This is a genomic window from Bradyrhizobium genosp. SA-3 (genome assembly GCF_004212635.1).
GTDB lineage: Bacteria > Pseudomonadota > Alphaproteobacteria > Rhizobiales > Xanthobacteraceae > Bradyrhizobium.
Map to the genome: position 1 here is coordinate 53,823 of NZ_PSRT01000016.1, position 19,737 is coordinate 73,559.

A 19,737-nucleotide genomic window follows, 5' to 3' on the forward strand; every position below is an offset into this window, starting at 1 on the left:
AGGCCAATCACATCAGAAACGCTTTCTGCCTCCCGGATCATCTACGTCTTTAGTTAAACGGAGGGTCCATCCGGATTACGCCGTCTAATCCCACACGCTGCACGCCTCGGAGGAAACCTCGTCCCAACGGCGGGCAAGTGATCGCCCCGGCCTCTTGCCGAACGAATTCCAATGTTGGTCGAAGCGCCGGCACGGCCTCTCAACGAGCTGTGCACGCCTGCATGCATTTGCGCGAATTACGAGTGAATGTGACCCGTAGTTGTACGGAGGCCCGCGTTAGGGGTTTGCTCACTCGATTCGCGTCAAACGTGTATTGTTAATTTTAGCAAGGGCGGGGCAGCGATGGCGCTCAATCCCACGGAGCCGAAGTGGTCGTTGCGGTTGCCCGCCGATTGCAGCATTGCGGCCATTCGCAGCGTCTATGACCTCATTCGCGAGGCATTCGGCCGTCAGGAGCGGCTCGAGATCGACTGTTCGAGCGTCGACAAGGCCGACGTGACCTCGATCCAGCTTCTGCTGTCGACCGCCAAGACGGGCGAGGCGCAAGGCCGCCCGGTGGTCCTGACCTCCTTCTCTCAGTCTTTCCGCAACACCCTTCGCCGCGCCGGCTTTGCCGGCGAGGCGATGATGGATCAGCATTTCCCGCAAAAGAAAGATGGCACCTGATGGCCACGATTCTGACCGTCGACGATTCCCCCAGCATCCGGCAAATGATCAAGGTCGTGCTCGAGCCGGCCGGTCACAACGTGATCGAGGCCGGCGATGGCGCGCAGGGGCTTGCCAAGGCCCAGGCTGGCAAGCTCGACCTCGTCATCACCGACCTTAACATGCCCGTGATGAACGGGCTGGAGCTGATCCGGGCGCTGCGCAAGCTGCCGAGCGCGGTCGGAATGCCCATCGTGTTCCTGACCACCGAATCCAACGACGCGGTGAAGCAGGAAGCCAAGAGCGCCGGTGCCACCGGCTGGATCACCAAACCGTTCAAGCCCGAGCAGTTGCTCGCCGTCGTCGGCAAGCTGGTGCGTGCATGAGCGCAATGGACCCGACCGAGGTCTTCCGCCAGGAAGCCAGCGAGCTCTTCGAAGTTCTGGAAGGGGCCCTGCTCGACCTCGGCCAGCGTCCCGACGACCGCGAGCTGGTCGATTCCGCTTTCCGCGCCCTGCATACGATCAAGGGCTCGGGCGCCATGTTCGGCTTCGACAAGGTCGCCTCGTTCACTCACGAATTCGAGACCGCCTTCGACCGCGTCCGCAAGGGCGAGATCAAGCCGACGCAGGAGCTGATCTCGGTCGCGCTCGCCGCCAAGGACTACATCCGCGCGCTGATCGAGGATCCCCAATCGACCGACGACATCATCGGCGAAGCCATCCTCGACGATCTCAGGCGCTTCGTCTCGTCCGACCAGCCTGTTGCGCCCGTCGCCGAGATCGCCGAAGCGCCGCCGCTGGCCCCCGGCGAGCGCAAGCAGGCCGGCTGGCACCTATATCTGGAATTCGAATCCCACGTCCTGCGCAACGGCTCGAACCCGCTCGACCTGCTGGAAGATCTCTGCAAGCTCGGCCCCTGCTTCGTCGTCCCGATCACCGACGGCATCCCGTTCCTCGACGAGATGGAGCCCGAAGACTGCTATCTGAAGTGGGACGTCAAGCTGCATGCGGCCTGCGACAAGGACGCGATCGACGACGTCTTCATGTTCGTCCAGGACGAGATGAAGCTGACGCTCTCGCCGCTGGAGCATGTTGAGGCGCCCGCGCCAATGCCGCTGTTCCAGCTGCTCGACGAGGAGCCGGCGGCCCCGGTGGCCGAGATGCCTGCGCCGGCGGTTGAGGTTGCCGCGCCGGTCGTCGAGCAGCCTGTTGCAAAGGCGGAGCCGAAATCTGAATCAAAGCCGGAACCGAAGGCCGAGGCCAAGCGCGACGATCGCGGCATCGCCACCGTCCGCGTCCAGGCCGAGCGCCTCGACGAGCTAATGGATCGGGTCGGCGAGCTCGTCATCGCCCAGGCGCGGCTGACCCAGCTCGCCGCCGCCGGCTCCGATCTCTCGATCAAGATGATCGCTGAGGAGATCGAGCGCCTTGCGTCCTCCTTACGCGACACCACGATGGGCGCGCGCATGGTGCCGATCGGTTCGTTGTTCGGCCGCTTCCGCCGCCTGGTGCACGATTTGTCGCGCGACCTGTCGAAACCGGTCGAATTCGTCACCTCGGGCGAGGACACCGAGCTCGACAAGACCATGATCGAGTGCCTCGCCGATCCATTGGTGCACCTGATCCGCAACGCCATCGACCACGGCATCGAGGACACCGCGACGCGCGCCGCCAACGGCAAGACCGAGCAGGGCCGCATCGAGCTCGCCGCCGTTCATTCCGGCGCGCAGGTGCTCGTCACCGTGAAGGACAATGGCGGCGGCCTCAACACCGCGCGCATCCGGGCCAAGGCGGAAGAGCAGGGGCTGATCGCGGCCGGCGCCGTGCTCACCGATCACGAGATCCACCAATTCCTGTTCCATCCGGGATTCTCGACCGCGCAGACCATCTCGGCGCTGTCCGGCCGCGGCGTCGGCATGGACGTGGTCAAGCGCACCATCGAGAACATGCGCGGCTCGATCGATCTGTCGACCAGGCCGGGCCAGGGCACCACCGTGACGCTGCGCCTGCCGCTGACGCTTGCGATCATCGAGGGCCTTCTGATCCGCGTCGGCGAAGGCCGCTACATCATTCCGCTGTCGGCTGTGGAAGAATGCGTCGAGCTGACGGCCGAGGACGAGCGTTCGCGCGGCCGCAACTTCCTCAACGTGCGCGGCAATCTCGTCCCGTTCCTGCGCTTGCGCGAGATCATGGCCGCATCGGGCGTACCTGACCGGCACCAGAAGACGATCATCATCTCGACCGGAGAGACCCGCGTCGGCCTCGTCGCCGATCAGATCATCGGCAACCACCAGACCGTGATCAAGTCGCTCTCCAAGCTGCATTCGGATGTCACGATGTTCTCCGGCGCGACCATCCTCGGTGACGGCACGGCGGCGTTGATCCTCGACGTCGCGCAGCTCGTCGCGCTGGCGCAGTCGAAGGTCGAGAAGCACATCAGCGAGGCGGCGTGATGAACGACGGGTTGGCGGGCGAGCAACGGTCGGGTGCGATGCAGGTCGTGATGATCGGCCTCGGGGAGGAGAAGTTCGCGCTCGACGCCGGCCTCGTGCGCGAGATCATCGATCCTGTGCCGGTGACCAAGGTGGCGGGCGCGCGGGCCTTCGTCCCGAGCGTGATCAATGTGCGTGGCAATGTCATTCCGCTCGCCGATCTACGCATCCGCTTCGGCATGCCGCAACTCGACAATTCGGCCGATACGCGCATCGTCGTCATCGAGCTCGAGCTTGACGGCGAGCCTGTGCTGGTCGGCGTCACCGCCGACAAGGTCTACGAGGTCACGGAGATCTCGCAGACCGACGTGCAGCAGACGCCGCGCGTCGGCATGCATTGGAAGCCGGAGTTCATTCGCTTCATCGCCAAATGGCGTGAAGAGTTCGTCATCGTTCCCAACATGGAACGCATCCTGAATTGAAATGGGGTCTCGGGCGAGACTGGGTAGGGGCTGGAAATGAGATTTACCGTCAAGGCAAAGCTTGCCACTGCGTTCGGCTTGATCATCGTCCTGTCCGCGCTTGCGGGCGGTGTGGCTTACATGAAGCTCGGCGACATGATGGCCACCGCAGACAGCATGGTCCTGCGCGCAAGCCGGATGGAGAAGGCGACGCAGATCGAAAAGGATATCCTGCTTCAGCTGCGCGCGGAAAAGAACTCCATTCTCGGAACGGAAGCCCAGGCCGAACAATTTGCAGCGGAAGCAGCCAGGCTTCGTGAGCAGGCGACGAAGACCAGGGATGAGGTCTACGCGTTGGCGAGCGAGGCGGGCAGGAAACTGCTCGACAGCTTTGCAGCCACCTACGCCAAGATGAATACGTACCAGGAAGAGACGATCCGGCTGGCGAAGACTGACAAGCCGAAGGCCATGGAGCGCTCGATGGGCGACGGCCGCAAGGTCGTCGCAGACGCGATGGAAGCGATGGGCGCCTATGTCGTCAACACCAAGAAGCAGATGGCCGAGCAGGCCGTCCAATCCAAGGCAGAGGGACACCAGGCGCAATTCTTGCTGATGACGCTGATCGGCATCTCGCTGGCGGTTGCGATCGGGGCTGCGCTCTGGATCTCCATCTCGATCAGTCGTTCGCTCGGAAGGGCTGTTGGCCTCGCAGGCGCGGTGGCGGAGGGCGATCTGAGCAAGACCATTCCCTCGGCGAGCAACGATGAGATCGGAGATCTCGTCAAGTCGCTGAACGGCATGGTGGAAAAGCTCCGGCAGATCGTCGCTGAGGCGATTACGGCGGCGCAGAACGTTTCCGCGGGCAGCCAGGAGCTGTCGGCCAGTGCCGAGCAGCTCTCGCAAGGCGCGACCGAGCAGGCTTCGTCCGCCGAGGAAGCCTCCTCCTCGATGGAGGAGATGGCCTCGAACGTGAAGCAGAATGCCGACAACGCCAACCAGACCGAGAAGATCGCAGCGCAATCGGCCAAGGATGCCGAGGCCAGCGGCGTCGCCGTCGGTCGCGCCGTCGAGGCGATGCGGACCATCGCCGAAAAGATCACCATCGTGCAGGAGATCGCCCGCCAAACCGACCTGCTCGCGCTCAACGCCGCGGTCGAGGCAGCGCGCGCCGGCGAGCACGGCAAGGGTTTTGCCGTGGTCGCTTCCGAGGTCCGCAAACTCGCCGAACGCAGCCAGGCCGCTGCGGCAGATATCGGCACGCTGTCGACCGAGAGTGTGAAGGTTGCGCAGGAGGCGGGCCAGATGCTGTCCAAGCTCGTGCCCGACATCAAGAAGACCGCCGAGCTGGTTCAGGAGATCACCGCGGCCTGCCGCGAGCAGGACGTCGGCTCCGCCCAGATCAACCAGGCGATCCAGCAGCTCGACAAGGTCGGCCAGCAGAACGCCAGCGCGTCCGAGCAGGTCTCCTCGACCTCGGAGGAGCTCGCCTCGCAGGCCGAGCAGCTGCAGTCGACCATCTCGTTCTTCCGCATCGAGCATGCAGGCCGCGGCGAGAGTGCCGCGCCCGCGCCGATCGACCGTGCCGTGACCCAGCTCCGCGCCAAGGCCGCGCACATGGCGGCGGCGGACCGGGGTGCGAAGAAGCCCGTGCCCGTCCGCAAGCCGGCGCGTGCGATGAAGGTCGCAAGCGGCGGCGGCTTCGCCTTCGACATGCATGACGGCGAGGACGATCGCGACGCCGAGTTTCAACGCTGACTGACCGGTCCGGCCTCGAGCCGGACCGTGCTCATTTCCAAACCTTCGGACCCTCTTTCGGACCCTTGGACTGCATCATGGCCGCAACCTCGCAATATCTGACGCTCGGGCTCGCCGGCGAGACGTTCGGCATCAGCATTCGCAACGTCCGCGAAATCCTCGACATGCGGCCGATCTCGCGGCTTCCGCATGCGCCGGATTTCCTGCTCGGCATGATCGACGTGCGCGGCAGCGGCTATCCGATCGTGGATCTCAGGACCAAGCTCGGCCTGCCGAGTGTGGCGGCGACCGAGGCGACCCGCATCATCATCCTCGACGTGCCGATGAAGGATCGCCTGGTTGGCGTCGGCTTCGTCGCCGACTGCGTCTTCGAGGTCACCGATATCGACGAGCAGGCGATCGAGCCCATCCCCGAAGTCGGCGGGAAATGGCAATCCGACTATGCCGCCGGAATCGGTCGCAAGGGTGAGAAGTTTGTCATCATCTTCGATCTCGCCAAGCTGATGGTGCATGACGAGATCCCGGAGGGGCGTGATGCCGATGCATCTCGCGCCGCATGAATTGCGAAGCGTAAAGCGTTGCCGAGTAGAAATCCCAATTTGAACCGATGAGATCGAACATGAGATTCACCGTCAAAGCTAAGCTTGCCAGCGCGTTCGGCGTCGTCATCCTTCTGTTTATTGTGGCAGGCGCTGTGAGCTACATGAAATTGGCCGACATGGCCGCGACCGCAGATTCCATGGTGCTTCGCGCCAAGCGGATGGAGAAAGCATCCGAAGTCGAAAGGATCATTTGGCAGCAGGTCAGGGCGGAAAAGAACGCAATTCTGGGAACACCAAGCGAAGTCGATGAATTCGCCGCGAACGCGGCCAAGCTCCGCGAGGAGGCGACGAAGATCAGGGACGAGGTCTATGCGCTCGCCAGCGAAGGCGGCAAGAAGCTGCTCGACAACTTTGCGAGTGTCTACGCCAGGATGAACGTCTACCAGGAAGAGACGATCAGGCTGGCAAAGACGGACAAGACCAAGGCAACGGAGCGCTCGATGGGTAACGGGCGCAAGGTGGTCGCGGACGCGACGGAGGCGATGGGAGCCTATGTCGCGAACACGAAGAGGCAGATGGCCGAGCAGGCCGTGCAGTCCAATGAAGACAGCCGTCGCGCCCAGTTGATCCTCATCGTCCTCGTCGTCGTCTCGCTCATCGTTGCGGCGATCAGCGCAGTCTGGATTTCGATCAATATCAGCCGGTCCCTCGCCAAGGCCGTCGGGCTGGCGGATGCTGTGGCGATCGGTGATCTCAGCCAGAAGATCGATGCTTCCAGCAACGACGAGATCGGCGATCTCGTGAAATCCCTGAACGCGATGACGGTCAACCTCAACCAGACCGCGGCCGTCGCCAATGAGATCTCGCAAGGCAATCTGATGGTCGAAGCCAAGCCGCTGTCGGACAAGGACACGCTCGGTCTCGCGCTCCAACGCATGGTGGAGAAGCTCCGGCAGATCGTATCGGAGGCGCTCACCGCGGCGCAGAACGTTTCGGCCGGCAGCCAGGAACTGTCCGCCAGCGCCGAACAGCTCTCGCAGGGCGCAACCGAGCAGGCCTCGTCCGCCGAGGAAGCCTCCTCCTCGATGGAGGAGATGGCCTCCAACGTGAAGCAGAACGCCGACAACGCCAACCAGACCGAGAAGATCGCCGCGCAGTCCGCCAAGGACGCGGAGGCCAGCGGCGCCGCGGTCGGCCGCGCTGTCAACGCGATGCAGACCATCGCCGAGAAGATCACGATCGTGCAGGAGATCGCGCGTCAGACCGACCTGCTCGCGCTCAACGCGGCGGTCGAGGCCGCCCGCGCCGGCGAGCACGGCAAGGGCTTTGCGGTGGTGGCGTCCGAAGTGCGCAAGCTCGCCGAGCGTAGTCAGGCCGCCGCTGCCGAGATCGGCACGCTCTCGGCCGACACCGTCAAGGTGGCGCAGGAGGCCGGCGCCATGCTTTCCAAGCTCGTTCCGGACATCAAGAGGACAGCCGAGCTCGTCGAGGAGATCACCGCGGCCTGCCGCGAGCAGGACGTTGGCTCGGCGCAGATCAATCAGGCGATTCAGCAGCTCGACAAGGTCGGCCAGCAGAACGCCAGCGCCTCCGAGCAGGTGTCCTCGACCTCCGAGGAGCTCGCCTCGCAGGCCGAACAGCTGCAGTCCACGATCGCCTATTTCCGCATCGAGCACGGCGGAAAGAGCCCGGCGGCTGCCCCGATCGACCGGGCGGTCAATCAGTTGCGGGCCAAGGCGGCGACAATGGCGGCCACTGAGCGTCCGGCCAAGAAGCCGCAAGGCAAGCCGGTGCGCGCCCTGAAGGCTGCCAATGGCGGCGGCTTCGCCTTCGACATGAACGATGGCGGGGACGACCGGGACGCCGATTTCCAGCGCTAGGCCCGCGAGGGCTGCTGCGGGCCGGCCCGCTCGATGACGGTGGACCGGTCCGCTTTCAGCAGTTACGTGAACGCGTAGGATTCAAGATGGCCAGGACGGCCCGACATTCACTGCAGGCGGCCATCCCGGACCGGGGCAGGCGGCCATGATGCCCGCCGTGCAGGATACGGCCGTGCATCTGTCGGACCGCCACTTCCGGACCATCGCCCAATTGATCGAGGGCCAGGTCGGCATCAAGCTGCCGCCGGGCAAGCGGCTGATGCTGGAAGGGCGGCTGCACAAGCGCGTTCGCGCGCTGAACTATTCGGATCTGAACGAGTACGTCGAAAACCTGTTCGAGGCCGATCATTTCGATACCGAGCTCACTCATCTCATCGATGTGGTGACGACCAACAAGACCGATTTCTTCCGGGAGCCGCAGCACTTCACCTTCTTGCGGGATGTCGCGATCCCCGCCCTGCTCAAATCGCATGGCCGCAAGAATGCGAACCTGAAGATCTGGAGCTCGGCAAGCTCCACCGGGATGGAAGCCTATACGACCGCGATGGTGCTGGACGACATGACGCGGAACGGCTCGCGGTTTCAATACCGCATCCTCGGGACCGACATCTCGACCGCAGTGCTGCGCCTTGCCAAGACGGCGATCTACACGCGCGACGTGCTTGCACCGGTGCCGGAAAACTTCGTGAAGCGATATTTCCTGTCGTCGCGGGACAAGTCGCGCGGCGAGGTGCGGGTGGTGCCGGAATTGCGGCGCATGACGCACTTCATGAGAATGAATCTCATGGATACGTCCTATCCCGTCGACCGCGACGTCGACATCATCTTCTGCCGCAACGTCCTGATCTATTTCGAGCGCGAGACCCAGCGCAAGGTGATCGAGCAGCTGTGCAGTCATTTGCGGCCCGGCGGTTATCTGCTGGTCGGGCATTCGGAATCGATGATTCACAGCGCCGTGCCGGGTCTGAAGCAGGTCCAGCCCACCATCTTCCAGGTTTGATCGGAGCGCCGCCAAAAATGCCGAAGGAGAAAGTTCGCGTACTGATCGTGGACGATTCGGCGTCGGTGCGCCAAATCCTGCAGACGATCCTCAACGACGATCCCGACATCGCGGTGATGGCAACGGCTTCGGATCCGTTCGCGGCGGCGCGCCGGCTCCAGAACGAAATCCCCGACGTCATCATCCTCGACATCGAGATGCCGCGCATGGACGGCATGACGTTCCTGCGCAAGATCATGGCGCAACGTCCGATCCCGGTGATCATCTGCTCCTCGCTGACCGAGGAGGGCTCGAACGTGATGTTCGAGGCGTTCGAGGCGGGTGCGGTCGACATCGTGCCGAAGCCGAAGATCGACACGCGGCAGGCGCTGCTCGAATGCTCCACGCGGCTGCGCGAGGCCGTGAAGTCGGCCGCCCGCGCCCGGGTGCGGCCGCGTGCGCAGCGTCGGGTGGTCGAGAAGAAGCTGACGGCCGATGCGATCATCCCGCCGCCGGTGCAGGGCAAGGTCCGGCCGACCACGGAGCGCATCGTGTGCATCGGCGCCTCGACGGGCGGCACCGAAGCGCTCAACGATGTCCTCGAGATGTTGCCGCCGCACTGTCCTCCGCTTCTGATCGTCCAGCACATGCCGGCGGGATTCACCGCGGCCTTTGCCAAACGTCTCGACGGGGTCTGCCAGATCCGGGTCAAGGAAGCCGAGGACGGCGAGCCGGTGCTGCCGGACTGCGCCTACATCGCGCCGGGTGCCCGTCACATGCTGCTCCAGCGCATCGGCCTGCGCTACCAGATCGCGATCAAGGACGGCCCGCCGGTGTCGCGGCATCGTCCGTCCGTCGACGTGCTGTTCCGTTCGGCGGCCCAGCATGCCGGCGCCAACGCGCTCGCGGTGATTATGACCGGCATGGGCGACGACGGCGCGCGCGGAATGCTGGAGATGCGGAAGCTCGGCGCCTCGACGCGGGCGCAGGATGAAGAGAGCTGCGTGGTGTTCGGCATGCCCAAGGAAGCCATCGCCCATGGCGGCGTCGAGAAGGTCGTATCGCTGCACCAGATCCCGCGCGAGATCATGCACTGGTACCAGGCCGGCCACGCCGCGGCGGCAGGTTGATCGCAATGTCCGTCATTCCGGCTAACACGCTCAATGAGGCGATCACCGCGATCGAGGACGTTTCCTCGCGGATCGAGGACGTGTTCGCGCGCGTCGGTCACGAGCTCGGGCGTGGCCATCTCATCTTCAAGGAGCTGAACCAAGGTCTCGCAACGCTGTCCTCGGAACTCTCCGGTGCCGAGATCGAGGGCGCCGCGACCGCGTTGCAGGAGATCGCCGCACGGCTCAGCGAGCTGGCGCAGGCGCTTCCGGCCGAGACCGCCCTGCTGGAGACGATCGGCAGGAGCACGGCGGAAGCGTCCTCGCTGCTCAAGCCGGTGTTCAAGCACATCCAGATGATCACCATCATCGCCCGCAGCGCGCGGATCGAGGCAGCCTCGCTCGACGGCGACCGCGAGGGCTTCCTCGCCTTCACGCAGGAGGCCTATGATCTCGGCAGGGCCGTGCAGGGCTCGATCGAGGGCTGCGCGCGCGATCAGCAGCGCCTGTCCGAGGCGGTCGCCACCGCACTCGGCCGGCAGAAGGAGTTCGAGAGCCGCTACCGGAATCAACTGGCAGCGGAGAGCGTCGAACTTGGTGCGGCCTATTCCGGATTGCACGATCAGCGCCGCAACAGCAGCCGTCTCGCCGACCTCGCGAGTTCCAGCACCAGGAAGATCGCCGAGGCGGTAGGGAGCGCGATCATCTCCTTGCAGGCCGGCGACAGCACGCGCCAGCGTCTCGAGCATGTCGCTCACGGTCTCGGCCTCGTCTCGGGATCCACCCCGAGCCTCGTTCCCGAACCGGGCGCGAGCAATGACGGCGCGCGCGCGATTTGCCAGTTGCAGGCGGCCCAGCTCAGGGATGCCCAGCGCGAGTTCGGCGGCGACATCGGTCAGATCGTTCGCGCGCTGACCGCCATCCTGCACGATGCGAGCAGTGTCGTCGGCCACGGTCGCACGCTGTTCGGCGGCGAGGACGGCGGTTCGTCATCATTCCTGGCGCGCATCAAGCAGACGCTGGCGCACGCTTCGACCCTGATTGCTACCTGCGAAGGCGCTGGCCGCTTGGTGGACGAAGCGCTTGCGATCGTCGAGGACACGCTGACGAAGTTTCGTCAGGCGATCGCCGGGCTTGCCGAGGCGACCGTCGACATCACGCTGATCGGGATGAATGCCGGTCTCAAGGCAAGCCATCTCGGCAGCCGCGGCAGCGCCTTCGTCGTCATCGCCAACGAGCTCAAGACGACCGCCGACCAGGTCTCGGCGGGGGCAGGACGCTTGCGGCCGGTGCTCGACGGCATCGAGCGCTCGGCCAGGGAACTGAAGCAACTCCGCGTGCAGGGCGATCCCACGCAGCTCGCCAAGCTCGAGCCGCAGATCCTTCAGGCGCTGCGCGAGGTCGAGGCCGGCAATGAACGGCTCGGCAAGCTGATGAACCGGCTCATCGTTGAAGGCGCGGAGTTCGAGGGGCTGATGAATTCGGCGCAAGGCCTGATGAGCACGCTCGGCGAAGGCTCCGCGGCTTTGCCCGCGGTCGCTGCGCGCCTCGAGACGGCCGGCGCCGGCGCGCAGAAACCGCGTCCGCAGGACGAGGCCATGCTCGACGAACTCTTCGCGCGCTACACGATGGAGCGCGAGCGGGACGTCCATCGGCAATTCCTGCAAACGCTCGGGCTGGCGTCGATCGCCACCACGCGCCGGATCGAGGCGGTCGAGACTGCCGATGACGGCATAGAACTGTTTTGACGTGCTGCCGGCTTCGCGCGTCGGCAGCAATTTGACAGGTTGACTTTGCGAGGCATTAACCGTGGCGGAATGCGCGCCGCGTCGGTCATTGTCGCGCCCCACGGTTCGTTGCAAATACGCATGGAATTCACGACGGATGTTTCCATGCTGAAAGAGGGCAAATACGCGGCGTGGTTCAGAACCGCGCAAGCGCAAGGCACCGGCATTGTGCATCTGTCCCAGGGCCGGATTTCGGGGAGCGACAGCTTCTTCACCTATGGCGGCTCCTATCAATTCGATGACGACCAGCGTTTCACGGCCGTTCTGACCACGCGCCGGCATGCCGAGGGCCCGCCCACCGTGTTCGGGCGTGACGAGGTCGAAGTCTATCTCTCCGGCGTCTTCAGCGGTGCGATAGCGACCTGCTCGGGCACGGCGAAGCAAGCGCCTGAGGTGAAGTTCGAGGCGACGCTGATCTACAGCCAGGAAGACGCGCCGGCTGCCGACATCAGGAGCGCGGTCGTGAGGCTGAATGCAGATAAGCTGCCCAAGGGGGCCGACAGCCGTTACCGGCCGCGGCATCCGTTCACGGCAGGCCCGTCCAAGTGAAATCGCACAGCTCCACGCGCGCCCAGCTCCGTGATTAGCGTTGCATTGACACTGTTGTCTCGAAATCACGCCGCGGCCGCGCTGCAGCAACTCTGCCTTTAGAAGCGAGGGCTAGCCTTGCGGCCAATCAAGTGTGGTGGAAGAACATGCCTCAAATCTGGATGACATACGATGAACTCGGCGCGCTTTGTGGCTGTGGCGCAATGGAGGCCAGGGATCGCGCTATCCATCTGTCGCTCGATCGTCGCAAAAGTCGCGACGGGACGACACGGGTCAAACTCGATCTGGCACTGACGGCCAAGTTCTTTGCATCCGTTCGTGAGGCGGATTTCGATCTCGATTGCGCCATTGAGGCGCTGCACAACACCCACCGGCAAATGGCCGAACTCCTGGCTCCCACCCAGCTCCATAACAGGCGTGGAGCGGCCTGAGCCTCCGCGTGTTCCGGCCCATGCCGAAGGCTAATTCCCGCGCTCGTTGTCCCGAATCAGCATAAGCTCTGCGGCGGAATTTCCGGCTGTCGTCGGTGTTCAAATCGCGATGGGGAGCGAAGTCTGCAGGAGGAGTGCATGAGCAAAGCTGTGCGTCGGCCGTCGGTGGCACTGTTGGGGACGCTCGCGCTGGTTGGAAGCGTCGTTGCGACGAGCGGAATGGCAAACGCGGAAGCCGTGAAGCTGCAAGCCGAGCTCAAGGGAAGCAATGAAGTGCCTCCGAACAGTTCGTCCGGATCGGGCAAGGCAGAAGCCAGCTACGACACTGTAACGAAAGTTCTGACTTACACCGTCACCTATGCCGGGCTGACGGGACCCGCAATGGGGGCGCATTTCCATGGCCCCGGCGAAGCTGGCAAGAACGCCGGCATCGTCCTCCCGTTCAAGACGGTGCAAAGCCCGATCCAGGGCAGTGCCACGCTCACCGACGCGCAGGCGGCAGATCTGCTGACCGGAAAATGGTACGCGAACATCCATACGGCCGCGAACCCGGGCGGCGAGTTGCGCGGTCAGATGATGAAGTGAAGTAGAGACCGGGGTGTACGTCCACCGGTCATCTCGCTGAGGGGATGCTGGCTGCTTAGGACGGCGGTCTCGGCAAGAACGCCAGGATCATCTGGGCGAGCATGACGCCGACGGTGCCTCCTGCCGCCTTCTGGAGCACGTCGAGAAAGCCCGGATCCCGGTCGGGTATGAACACCTGCATCAGCTCCAGCCCCATAGCGACCGCCACGACGAGCGAGCAAGCCAAACCAAGCCGTCCTGGCAACAGGAAGGAAAGCAGGAAGCCGAGCAGACCATAGGCACTGAAGCGCTCGATCACGACGATCCAATAGGCCTCGTGATGTCCCATGAGCGCGGGTCTTCCCGCCAGCTTCGCCAGGGTGGCATAGACGATCAGCGCTAGACAGATGCTCGCGGCTGCGATGAGGTGGCTCCTGCGCATGGCGCCAACATACAAGGTTGGGCGCCCGTCTGGTTCGAAAGACGAAAATATCGTTAAAGGCGCTGGCCGCCGCCAAAGGCTCCGCTGGCACAAGCACGGTGATACCGTTTGGCGGCTCACCCCCCGTTAGGGAAATGGAAGTTCTTCCTCGACCGTCAGGCCACCAAAGCCGCATCGTTCGAGACCGCCGCGCCTGACTGCGCCACCCGGCGCGACTCGACGAGCTCACTAAACCTGGCGAAGGGCAGGGGCGGCGCAACGAGATAACCTTGGCCCTCCGCTACGCCGGACGCGAGCAGTGCGCGGAGCTGCTCCTCGGTCTCGATGCCTTCCGCGACCACGCTCATATGGAGGTCTCTCGCGAGCGCAACCAGCATCTCCACGATCGTCGTCGTCGACGCGTCCACGGTGATCGTGTCCACGAAGAACTTGTCGATCTTGATCATGTCGGCGCCGAGGCCCTTCAGTCGAGACAGTCCGCTATGGCCGACGCCGACGTCGTCAATGGCAACGCGGAAGCCATGGTCCCGCAGCTCGGCGACAACCGCCGCGGCGCGCGCGAGATCGTCGAGCTCGTCGCGCTCGGTTATCTCGACCACGATCTGGCGCGCGGAGACCCTTGCGGTCAGAACCTTGCGACGCAGCGTTTCAACGAAGCCTGCACTCAGGAGATGCCCGGGCACGACATTCAAGGACATCTTGAAATTCTTGTTTGCCCTCAGCAATGGCTTCAGCTCGGCGAGCGCCGATCCCAGGATCTGCCAGGTCATCGCCTGGATGCGTCCACTAGATTCGGCGAGCGGAATGAAGTTCATCGGCGGCACGACCGAGCCATCTCGGCGCACCCAGCGAACCAGAATCTCGCAGCCCTTGATCTGACCTGTCCCGAGATCGAAGATGGGTTGGTAGTACGGCTTGAATTCGCCGGCCGCCAGCGCCCGATCGAGATCGGCGACGGGCCCCTCCATTCGGCGGCTGCGTGCCAGCAGGATGCCAAAGATTGCGCCAAGTCCAAGGGCTACTGCGAGGGCGGGCCAATAAGCCTCGTGATTCCAGCTCGAAAGCACCGCGTGCTCGAGCATGATCGTGGCATGAAGCGGGAAGCGCGTGGAAGTCCTGTCGAAACTGATCGGCTCCGGCAGGGACTTGCCGGCGTCGGTCTGGAATTCGCCGAGCTTCTCGCCACTGCTCAAGGCGAGGATCACCTCGCTGTGCGCCCGCAGTTCGGCGGGCATGATGTCGAACAGGCTGGCGTTGATTCCGACAATGGCGACAAGGGCGGAGCTGTTATTGATGTCCCTGAGCACGCCCAAGGCGTCGCCGCCGAACTGCTCCACGCGGAACAGCGAAAGTGCCTTGTCGCGCGAGGGCAGCATGTCGCGGCGATTCACCCATCCCTTGTCGAATTCGAGCGTCTCGGAATAGGCCGAGCAGATCACCGAGCCATCCGGTTTGACGAGGCGGACGTCCTTGATCGCCGAGCGCTGGTAGACGTGGAGGCGGATGGCTTGCAACGCCCCGGGCTCGCAGCTGGCGAGATTGCGTTTTGCGAGCTCGTCCAGGCTGGCCGCGGCAAAATCGACCGCAAATTCGGAGCGGCGCAGAACGACCTCGGTCAACTCGCTCAGCTGATGCGCCTGCTGGTGGCGAATGACGGCCTCCGCCGCGAAATGGCCCGCCAGGGCGAACGCCATCGTGCTCGCAAGCACGAGCGCCGCAAACAGGAGGTTGGGTCGCTGTAATCTCATCCGGTCCGGGCGGAATTCAGGGGAGGCCTGGAAAATTGATCCTAGCCTGCGGGGACTAAGATAGCGTTTAACGGGACGAAGGAACGGGGATGCCCCGCTACGGAGCCAGCCTTAGAGGGGGCCCAGAAGACGTACAACTGGCCGGTGAACGGGCCGGACGGACCGCCGCAGGCAGGCGGCTCGACGCTCACCGCCCGATGCGATGGCGGACGGAAATGACCTCTGGATAAGGTCGGCTGGGCCTATCGCTGTGGGGTGTGGCGGGATGGCGGGTGGCTCGCAGCCGAAGCACCACGAAAGCGACGTTGATCGCCAGCCAAACCAATATCGCGGAAATGGCAAAGTGGAGCACTGCCAGACCTCGCTGAAAGTCTGGAATCAAACACCCAATGGTTGCTTTGGTTCCGTCCTGCCAAGGCGAAAAGCTGCGGCTGGGTCGAAGAGGAGCGTTGCCGCGATGATGGCGCTGCCGTCCTCGACTCTCTCTTTCCAAGGCTAGCCTTTCCCGAGGCTAGCCTTTCTTGCTCGCTTTCGACTTCAACGAAAGACCAAGCCGCAACGCCATGCGCTTGATCGCATCAGGCGAGCGCCCGAGAACTTTCGCCGCCTCTTCCAGCGAAGCCGAAGACTTGGCCAGCTCCATGAGCCGGCGGTCTTCCTTGAACGACCAGGGCTTGCGCGCCATAACCGAAATGATCCTCTCGTCGACACAAGGGACAAAGCCGCCAAGCGACCCATGTTCGCTCGACGGCTTTGCTTGGGTGGGGCCGGACTTGGGGGAGCCCGGTGCGAAGATGGATAAGCGAAACGCGAGACTTCGCAACAAACACCGCGGATTAAGCTAACCGCTCAACCTTACCGCGATGAAGTTGGTGCATGACGCTCCGTATAACCACGGAGGTTTCGTCGGTGTTGTCTGCAATCGCCAGCAGCCGCGTGCGAAAGATGTGTCGGAAGCGACCTCATCACACAGAGTACGGACACGCTCGACCACCAGCGCGCTCGTGGCTTCAGGCCGCTCGCCGAGGTGAACAGGGGTTAACATCGCCGGCTGGATATCGCTCTCGAACAATGAGAGATTTCGTCATCCTCTCCTGCCGCCAGGGTTTCGCGCGACGACCAAACTTCGAGCACCACGTTGCACAAACTTCATGATCGTCTGACAAAAGTTTCAGCGCCGACGATCTTGAAGTCGTCGCAACATCACGTTGAAATGTGCCGGGAGGAGCGTTCCGAAAAATTGGGAACATTCCAAATGCTTGCGATTCTGGTTTTGATTTCGATTTTTGCAGCTGGCTTTTGCTGTGGCTATGGTGTGCGGGCGTGGCGCTCGCGCAAGCGATCAGCACGATATCGCCTCTATGCGCCCTACACGCCGGCATCGATGGGAGTGAGACAAAGCGAGCATCCATCGTAATGCAGAACCATGGGCGCGATGTTTCGGTCGGAAGTTGATCTTGCCTTGCAAGGTCGGATAACCATGTGCGGTTAGGTTAACGTGGTGCGGTCCTTGAGAGCTTCGGAAAGGCAACCTAAAACGTATCGGTTCATTGCGAGAGTTTAGCCGCCTCGATTTTCTCGGGGCCCGCGTGGGTAGGCGTAGATGGCGTATTTGATTGCGTTGCTGGGCGCGACTTGTGTCCTTATTTTGATCGCTTTTGTTCGTACCTTTGATCGGCGGCTGAAAGATCTTCCGGGGCCTTGGATCATGAATGAGGGCCATTCGAATGATTGATCAAAGGCACAACGCACCCCGCAGGTATTTCGTCGACGCCCAAGGGCATCGCGTCCTGATCGGCCTTTCTCTGGAAGAGACGGCGGAGTTCGAAGCGCTGGATCTTTCATCGAACGAGACAGCGCAATTCGCGTCCGAGATTTGCGTGAACGACGGAGCCGTTGCGGCGGACGAAGTTCGCTGGCTTGAGCTCTATTCCAAGCACGAAGGGGCTTGGCGGGCGTGGATCGCACAAAGCCAGGCGGAGCGAGCGCAGGATTTAAGCTTTGTTAACTATGTCTGACCGATGGTAGCCGCCTAAATCTCGAATGTGGGATGGCCCAAATGTTTCAGCTGTTCCTGAGAGCGCGCGCACACAATCTTCTCGGCTCCCGCCGTGAGGACAAAGGTTTTAAAGCCCGCTCCGTCGAGCGTGATGCAGAGACCGACCGCGCGCGGATCGGTGCCGTCCTGGCGGCGATCGAAACAGCATTGCAGGAGGCGGAGAGGGAGCAGGCCGGCCTCAACCGGCGTGTTGACGATGCCCTCGCACGTGCATCCGTCACCTTCGGAAACGGCACCGATGAATATCTCGAGCGGGAGCCGCTCGACAATTATCATCAGGATCTCTTTGCTGCCGACATCTCGAATGGCCAGCGACGGCTCAAGGAATTGGCAAGCGCCATCGCGCACTTGAAGTTCGTCAAGACCGCAATGCTCACGCGCTTTCCGGATTTCAAGCCGCCGCAGCTCGACAGCTAAAGCGAGATGAGCTTTGGTTGAATCGGTGCGAGCCGAGGAGGGCACCTCTCCCGTAGGGAGAGGTCGGATTGCATCAAAGATGCGATCCTGGTGAGGGGTTACAGTTTCATTGTCTGCCGCGGCCCCTCACCCGGATTGCACTGGACGATGCTCCCGCATCGCCAGGTGCAATCCGACCTCTCCCCGCTGGGGAGAGGTGAACCCCAGACAGCCGATCCAGCTTAATTTCATCATGCTCTAGTATCGGGGATTTTGCCCCCGCAACCTGCCCTGAGGCGACGTGCGGATTTCACGGCTTGTCACGCGCAATGTCGCCCGGCAAGGTAGCGGCGACCGCGTGACAATTCGGCGCCGCTTTGCCGTTGGGCGCTTCGACCCTTTTTGATATGGTTCGGCGGCCATTCATGGATTGAAGGAGCGAAAGAGGTGCCAGTCAAGAATTTGAGGACGTCGGTTGGATTGGCATGCGCTTTGACGCTGGCCGCGCCGGCGACGGCTTCGGCCATCACGGCGGAAGTGGCCCGCGCATGCGATGCGGCGATGGCCAAGGCCTTTCCGCCCAGACAGATCGGCAACCCCGCGGCCGGGAGCACTAAGGGAACGGCCAAGGATAAGCGCGAATACTTCCAAAAATGCGTTGCCAACAATGGCAAGGTCGACGACATGCCGGCGGACGCGCCAAAGGACAACAAGCCGGCGAAATAAGGACAGGGTGGCTACGGCTAGCGTCGGGGCGGCGGACAGGGCGAGTAGAACGCGCCGTTCGCCGCATTGATGCGTTCGACGCATTGATTGGGATCAGTGACCGTTCCGGCGACCGTGAAGTCGTAGCCCATACCCTTGACCACCACGACGTAGCGGCCGGGGGCGAGCGTAAAGCCGTCTTGCTCTGGTTGGAGCAACAGCATTCTCGACTGGTCTTCGACCGGACCTACCTTGTAGGGGTACGACATGCTGCGGATGACCCAGGAATCGCCGGCGCTGACCATGGCGGCTTTCCCGGTGGCATCGACGCCCATCGCCCGGGAGACTTTCGCGACCACCCGAACTTCGGTCCCGCTTGCATCGACACCCCCGTCGGGCCTGAACACGATGAATCTGACGTCGCCGTCCGTCAATGTGGTCGCGCTCGGCGTGTTGATGGCTGCCGAGATCGCGACGCGCCGGTCCGGAATCTTGCCAGGCACCGGCTTGAGTTCATGGAGCTGGCCTTCACTCAAGGCGTAGACGCCGAACGTCGTCGGCAAAGGCATCGAGGGTTGTGCAGCTTGCGCCGGCTCCTTTTGGCTATCCGACGTGCGTTCACCGGTCTCGCCCACCGCGGGAGTCGGTGCGCGCTCGGGCGGCAGCGCCACCTGCGACAATGCGGTTACTTGTGTCCTCAGACGTAGCCAATAGGCAGCGGTGGCACCGGCGCCCGCAATGAGCAGGAGGATGGCGGTCAATCGAACGAGAGATTTAAAGGCGCCGCTCCGTTTGAGTTGGTCCAGCGATCTTGACGGTGCCGCAGGTCCGCGTGGCGTTTCCGCGGCCTTCGAAGGGGCTGGTGAAGCCATAGCCGGCGGCGTCGGAATGGGCGGCGGAGCAGGGGCGTTGTCCGGCGGAGAATTCGCCACGACGGTGGCGGCAGCCTTTGCCGGTGAGGACGGCTCGCTTCGCTCAAAGGACCGTTCGACCTCCCGGATGGCGCGTTCGAGCACTTGCTGGAGCGCTCGCGCCTCCCGCGCATCGGCGTGGTTGAATTGTTCCAGCAGCTTGATGCGGGCCAATTCGTAAACGACGTCCCGCATCTGCCGGGGGTCGTCGGAGATTTCGCGGATCCGCCCTGATAACAGGCGGACAAGTCCAGCCTTGATCTCGTCCGCGTTGGCTGCAGTGTCGCCGGGCTCGGTCATCAAGGCCGATCAACTACCCCGGATACAGCTGTTTCGCTAG

At 63.2% G+C, this 19,737-nt stretch carries 20 protein-coding genes; 16 read left to right on the plus strand and 4 right to left on the minus strand.

Features of this window, described 5'->3' with window-relative positions:
- Window positions 1-342 precede the first annotated feature (342 nt).
- From CWO91_RS07605 to CWO91_RS07665, 13 genes are all read left to right on the plus strand, one after another.
- The gene (locus tag CWO91_RS07605; RefSeq protein WP_130212912.1) at window positions 343-666 is read left to right on the plus strand and encodes an STAS domain-containing protein; all 324 of its coding nucleotides are present in this window, start codon (window positions 343-345) and stop codon (window positions 664-666) included.
- Window positions 666-1,031, plus strand: a complete 366-nt coding sequence (locus tag CWO91_RS07610) for a response regulator (protein ID WP_027562191.1) — start codon at window positions 666-668, stop codon at window positions 1,029-1,031. Before CWO91_RS07605 ends, CWO91_RS07610 begins: the two co-directional genes overlap by 1 nt.
- Window positions 1,028-3,100: a chemotaxis protein CheA gene (locus CWO91_RS07615; RefSeq protein ID WP_130212913.1), complete on the plus strand. Its 2,073-nt coding sequence runs from the start codon at window positions 1,028-1,030 to the stop codon at window positions 3,098-3,100. The genes CWO91_RS07610 and CWO91_RS07615 overlap by 4 nt, the downstream gene beginning before the upstream one ends.
- Complete coding sequence (locus CWO91_RS07620) at window positions 3,100-3,561, plus strand: chemotaxis protein CheW (RefSeq protein ID WP_165405290.1); 462 nt, start codon at window positions 3,100-3,102, stop codon at window positions 3,559-3,561. Before CWO91_RS07615 ends, CWO91_RS07620 begins: the two co-directional genes overlap by 1 nt.
- 36 nt (window positions 3,562-3,597) lie before the next feature.
- Window positions 3,598-5,295 (plus strand): methyl-accepting chemotaxis protein, encoded by a 1,698-nt coding sequence (locus CWO91_RS07625; RefSeq protein ID WP_130212915.1) that lies wholly within the window; start codon window positions 3,598-3,600, stop codon window positions 5,293-5,295.
- Between the two features lie 77 nt (window positions 5,296-5,372).
- Window positions 5,373-5,855: a chemotaxis protein CheW gene (locus CWO91_RS07630; protein ID WP_130212916.1), complete on the plus strand. Its 483-nt coding sequence runs from the start codon at window positions 5,373-5,375 to the stop codon at window positions 5,853-5,855.
- A 59-nt stretch (window positions 5,856-5,914) separates the two neighbouring features.
- A complete protein-coding gene (locus tag CWO91_RS07635) occupies window positions 5,915-7,717 on the plus strand; it encodes a methyl-accepting chemotaxis protein (protein WP_130212917.1) in 1,803 nt (600 codons plus the stop codon).
- Window positions 7,718-7,862: 145 nt separating this feature from the next.
- A complete protein-coding gene (locus CWO91_RS07640) occupies window positions 7,863-8,717 on the plus strand; it encodes a CheR family methyltransferase (RefSeq protein WP_130212918.1) in 855 nt (284 codons plus the stop codon).
- Window positions 8,718-8,734: 17 nt separating this feature from the next.
- Window positions 8,735-9,826 carry a protein-glutamate methylesterase/protein-glutamine glutaminase gene (locus CWO91_RS07645; RefSeq protein WP_130212919.1) on the plus strand — a complete coding sequence of 364 codons (1,092 nt, stop codon included), beginning with the start codon at window positions 8,735-8,737 and terminating at the stop codon, window positions 9,824-9,826.
- 5 nt (window positions 9,827-9,831) lie between these two features.
- The gene (locus CWO91_RS07650; protein WP_130212920.1) at window positions 9,832-11,553 is read left to right on the plus strand and encodes a chemotaxis protein; all 1,722 of its coding nucleotides are present in this window, start codon (window positions 9,832-9,834) and stop codon (window positions 11,551-11,553) included.
- A 144-nt stretch (window positions 11,554-11,697) separates the two neighbouring features.
- Entirely contained in the window at window positions 11,698-12,141 is a 444-nt protein-coding gene (locus tag CWO91_RS07655) for a hypothetical protein (RefSeq protein WP_130212939.1), read from the plus strand.
- Between the two features lie 146 nt (window positions 12,142-12,287).
- Window positions 12,288-12,572, plus strand: a complete 285-nt coding sequence (locus tag CWO91_RS07660) for a hypothetical protein (RefSeq protein WP_091884431.1) — start codon at window positions 12,288-12,290, stop codon at window positions 12,570-12,572.
- 138 nt (window positions 12,573-12,710) lie between these two features.
- Window positions 12,711-13,157: a CHRD domain-containing protein gene (locus CWO91_RS07665; protein ID WP_130212921.1), complete on the plus strand. Its 447-nt coding sequence runs from the start codon at window positions 12,711-12,713 to the stop codon at window positions 13,155-13,157.
- 55 nt (window positions 13,158-13,212) lie between these two features.
- Here the strand turns inward: CWO91_RS07665 and CWO91_RS07670 are convergent, their stop codons facing one another.
- The 3 genes from CWO91_RS07670 to CWO91_RS42765 form a co-directional block, all read right to left on the minus strand.
- Window positions 13,213-13,578 (minus strand): VanZ family protein, encoded by a 366-nt coding sequence (locus CWO91_RS07670; RefSeq protein WP_130212922.1) that lies wholly within the window; start codon window positions 13,576-13,578, stop codon window positions 13,213-13,215.
- 155 nt (window positions 13,579-13,733) lie between these two features.
- On the minus strand, window positions 13,734-15,326 hold the full coding sequence (locus tag CWO91_RS07675) for an EAL domain-containing protein (protein WP_130212923.1): 1,593 nt from the start codon (window positions 15,324-15,326) through the stop codon (window positions 13,734-13,736).
- Window positions 15,327-15,837: 511 nt separating this feature from the next.
- Window positions 15,838-16,011 (minus strand): hypothetical protein, encoded by a 174-nt coding sequence (locus CWO91_RS42765; RefSeq protein WP_165405291.1) that lies wholly within the window; start codon window positions 16,009-16,011, stop codon window positions 15,838-15,840.
- 1,042 nt (window positions 16,012-17,053) lie between these two features.
- Between CWO91_RS42765 and CWO91_RS07680 the strand changes: the two genes are divergently transcribed.
- The 3 genes from CWO91_RS07680 (at window position 17,054) to CWO91_RS07690 (ending at window position 18,507) form a co-directional block, all read left to right on the plus strand.
- The gene (locus CWO91_RS07680; protein ID WP_130212924.1) at window positions 17,054-17,344 is read left to right on the plus strand and encodes a hypothetical protein; all 291 of its coding nucleotides are present in this window, start codon (window positions 17,054-17,056) and stop codon (window positions 17,342-17,344) included.
- 41 nt (window positions 17,345-17,385) lie between these two features.
- A complete protein-coding gene (locus CWO91_RS07685; RefSeq protein ID WP_091884443.1) occupies window positions 17,386-17,802 on the plus strand; it encodes a hypothetical protein in 417 nt (138 codons plus the stop codon).
- 471 nt (window positions 17,803-18,273) lie between these two features.
- A complete protein-coding gene (locus tag CWO91_RS07690) occupies window positions 18,274-18,507 on the plus strand; it encodes a hypothetical protein (protein ID WP_245471156.1) in 234 nt (77 codons plus the stop codon).
- A gap of 17 nt (window positions 18,508-18,524) precedes the next feature.
- Here the strand turns inward: CWO91_RS07690 and CWO91_RS07695 are convergent, their stop codons facing one another.
- A complete protein-coding gene (locus tag CWO91_RS07695; protein WP_130212940.1) occupies window positions 18,525-19,697 on the minus strand; it encodes a hypothetical protein in 1,173 nt (390 codons plus the stop codon).
- Between the last annotated feature and the right edge of the window lie 40 nt (window positions 19,698-19,737).

Coding starts and splice junctions, on each gene's coding strand:
- CWO91_RS07650 (WP_130212920.1), top strand. CDS start 9,832: ATGTCCGTCATTCCGGCTAACACGCTCAATGAGGCGATCACCGCGATC.
- CWO91_RS07630 (WP_130212916.1), top strand. CDS start 5,373: ATGGCCGCAACCTCGCAATATCTGACGCTCGGGCTCGCCGGCGAGACG.
- CWO91_RS07605 (WP_130212912.1), top strand. CDS start 343: ATGGCGCTCAATCCCACGGAGCCGAAGTGGTCGTTGCGGTTGCCCGCC.
- CWO91_RS07695 (WP_130212940.1), bottom strand. CDS start 19,697: ATGACCGAGCCCGGCGACACTGCAGCCAACGCGGACGAGATCAAGGCT.
- CWO91_RS07615 (WP_130212913.1), top strand. CDS start 1,028: ATGAGCGCAATGGACCCGACCGAGGTCTTCCGCCAGGAAGCCAGCGAG.
- CWO91_RS07665 (WP_130212921.1), top strand. CDS start 12,711: ATGAGCAAAGCTGTGCGTCGGCCGTCGGTGGCACTGTTGGGGACGCTC.
- CWO91_RS07610 (WP_027562191.1), top strand. CDS start 666: ATGGCCACGATTCTGACCGTCGACGATTCCCCCAGCATCCGGCAAATG.
- CWO91_RS07625 (WP_130212915.1), top strand. CDS start 3,598: ATGAGATTTACCGTCAAGGCAAAGCTTGCCACTGCGTTCGGCTTGATC.
- CWO91_RS07680 (WP_130212924.1), top strand. CDS start 17,054: ATGATTGATCAAAGGCACAACGCACCCCGCAGGTATTTCGTCGACGCC.
- CWO91_RS07660 (WP_091884431.1), top strand. CDS start 12,288: ATGCCTCAAATCTGGATGACATACGATGAACTCGGCGCGCTTTGTGGC.
- CWO91_RS07655 (WP_130212939.1), top strand. CDS start 11,698: ATGCTGAAAGAGGGCAAATACGCGGCGTGGTTCAGAACCGCGCAAGCG.
- CWO91_RS07645 (WP_130212919.1), top strand. CDS start 8,735: ATGCCGAAGGAGAAAGTTCGCGTACTGATCGTGGACGATTCGGCGTCG.
- CWO91_RS42765 (WP_165405291.1), bottom strand. CDS start 16,011: ATGGCGCGCAAGCCCTGGTCGTTCAAGGAAGACCGCCGGCTCATGGAG.
- CWO91_RS07670 (WP_130212922.1), bottom strand. CDS start 13,578: ATGCGCAGGAGCCACCTCATCGCAGCCGCGAGCATCTGTCTAGCGCTG.
- CWO91_RS07635 (WP_130212917.1), top strand. CDS start 5,915: ATGAGATTCACCGTCAAAGCTAAGCTTGCCAGCGCGTTCGGCGTCGTC.
- CWO91_RS07685 (WP_091884443.1), top strand. CDS start 17,386: ATGTTTCAGCTGTTCCTGAGAGCGCGCGCACACAATCTTCTCGGCTCC.
- CWO91_RS07675 (WP_130212923.1), bottom strand. CDS start 15,326: ATGAGATTACAGCGACCCAACCTCCTGTTTGCGGCGCTCGTGCTTGCG.
- CWO91_RS07640 (WP_130212918.1), top strand. CDS start 7,863: ATGATGCCCGCCGTGCAGGATACGGCCGTGCATCTGTCGGACCGCCAC.
- CWO91_RS07620 (WP_165405290.1), top strand. CDS start 3,100: ATGAACGACGGGTTGGCGGGCGAGCAACGGTCGGGTGCGATGCAGGTC.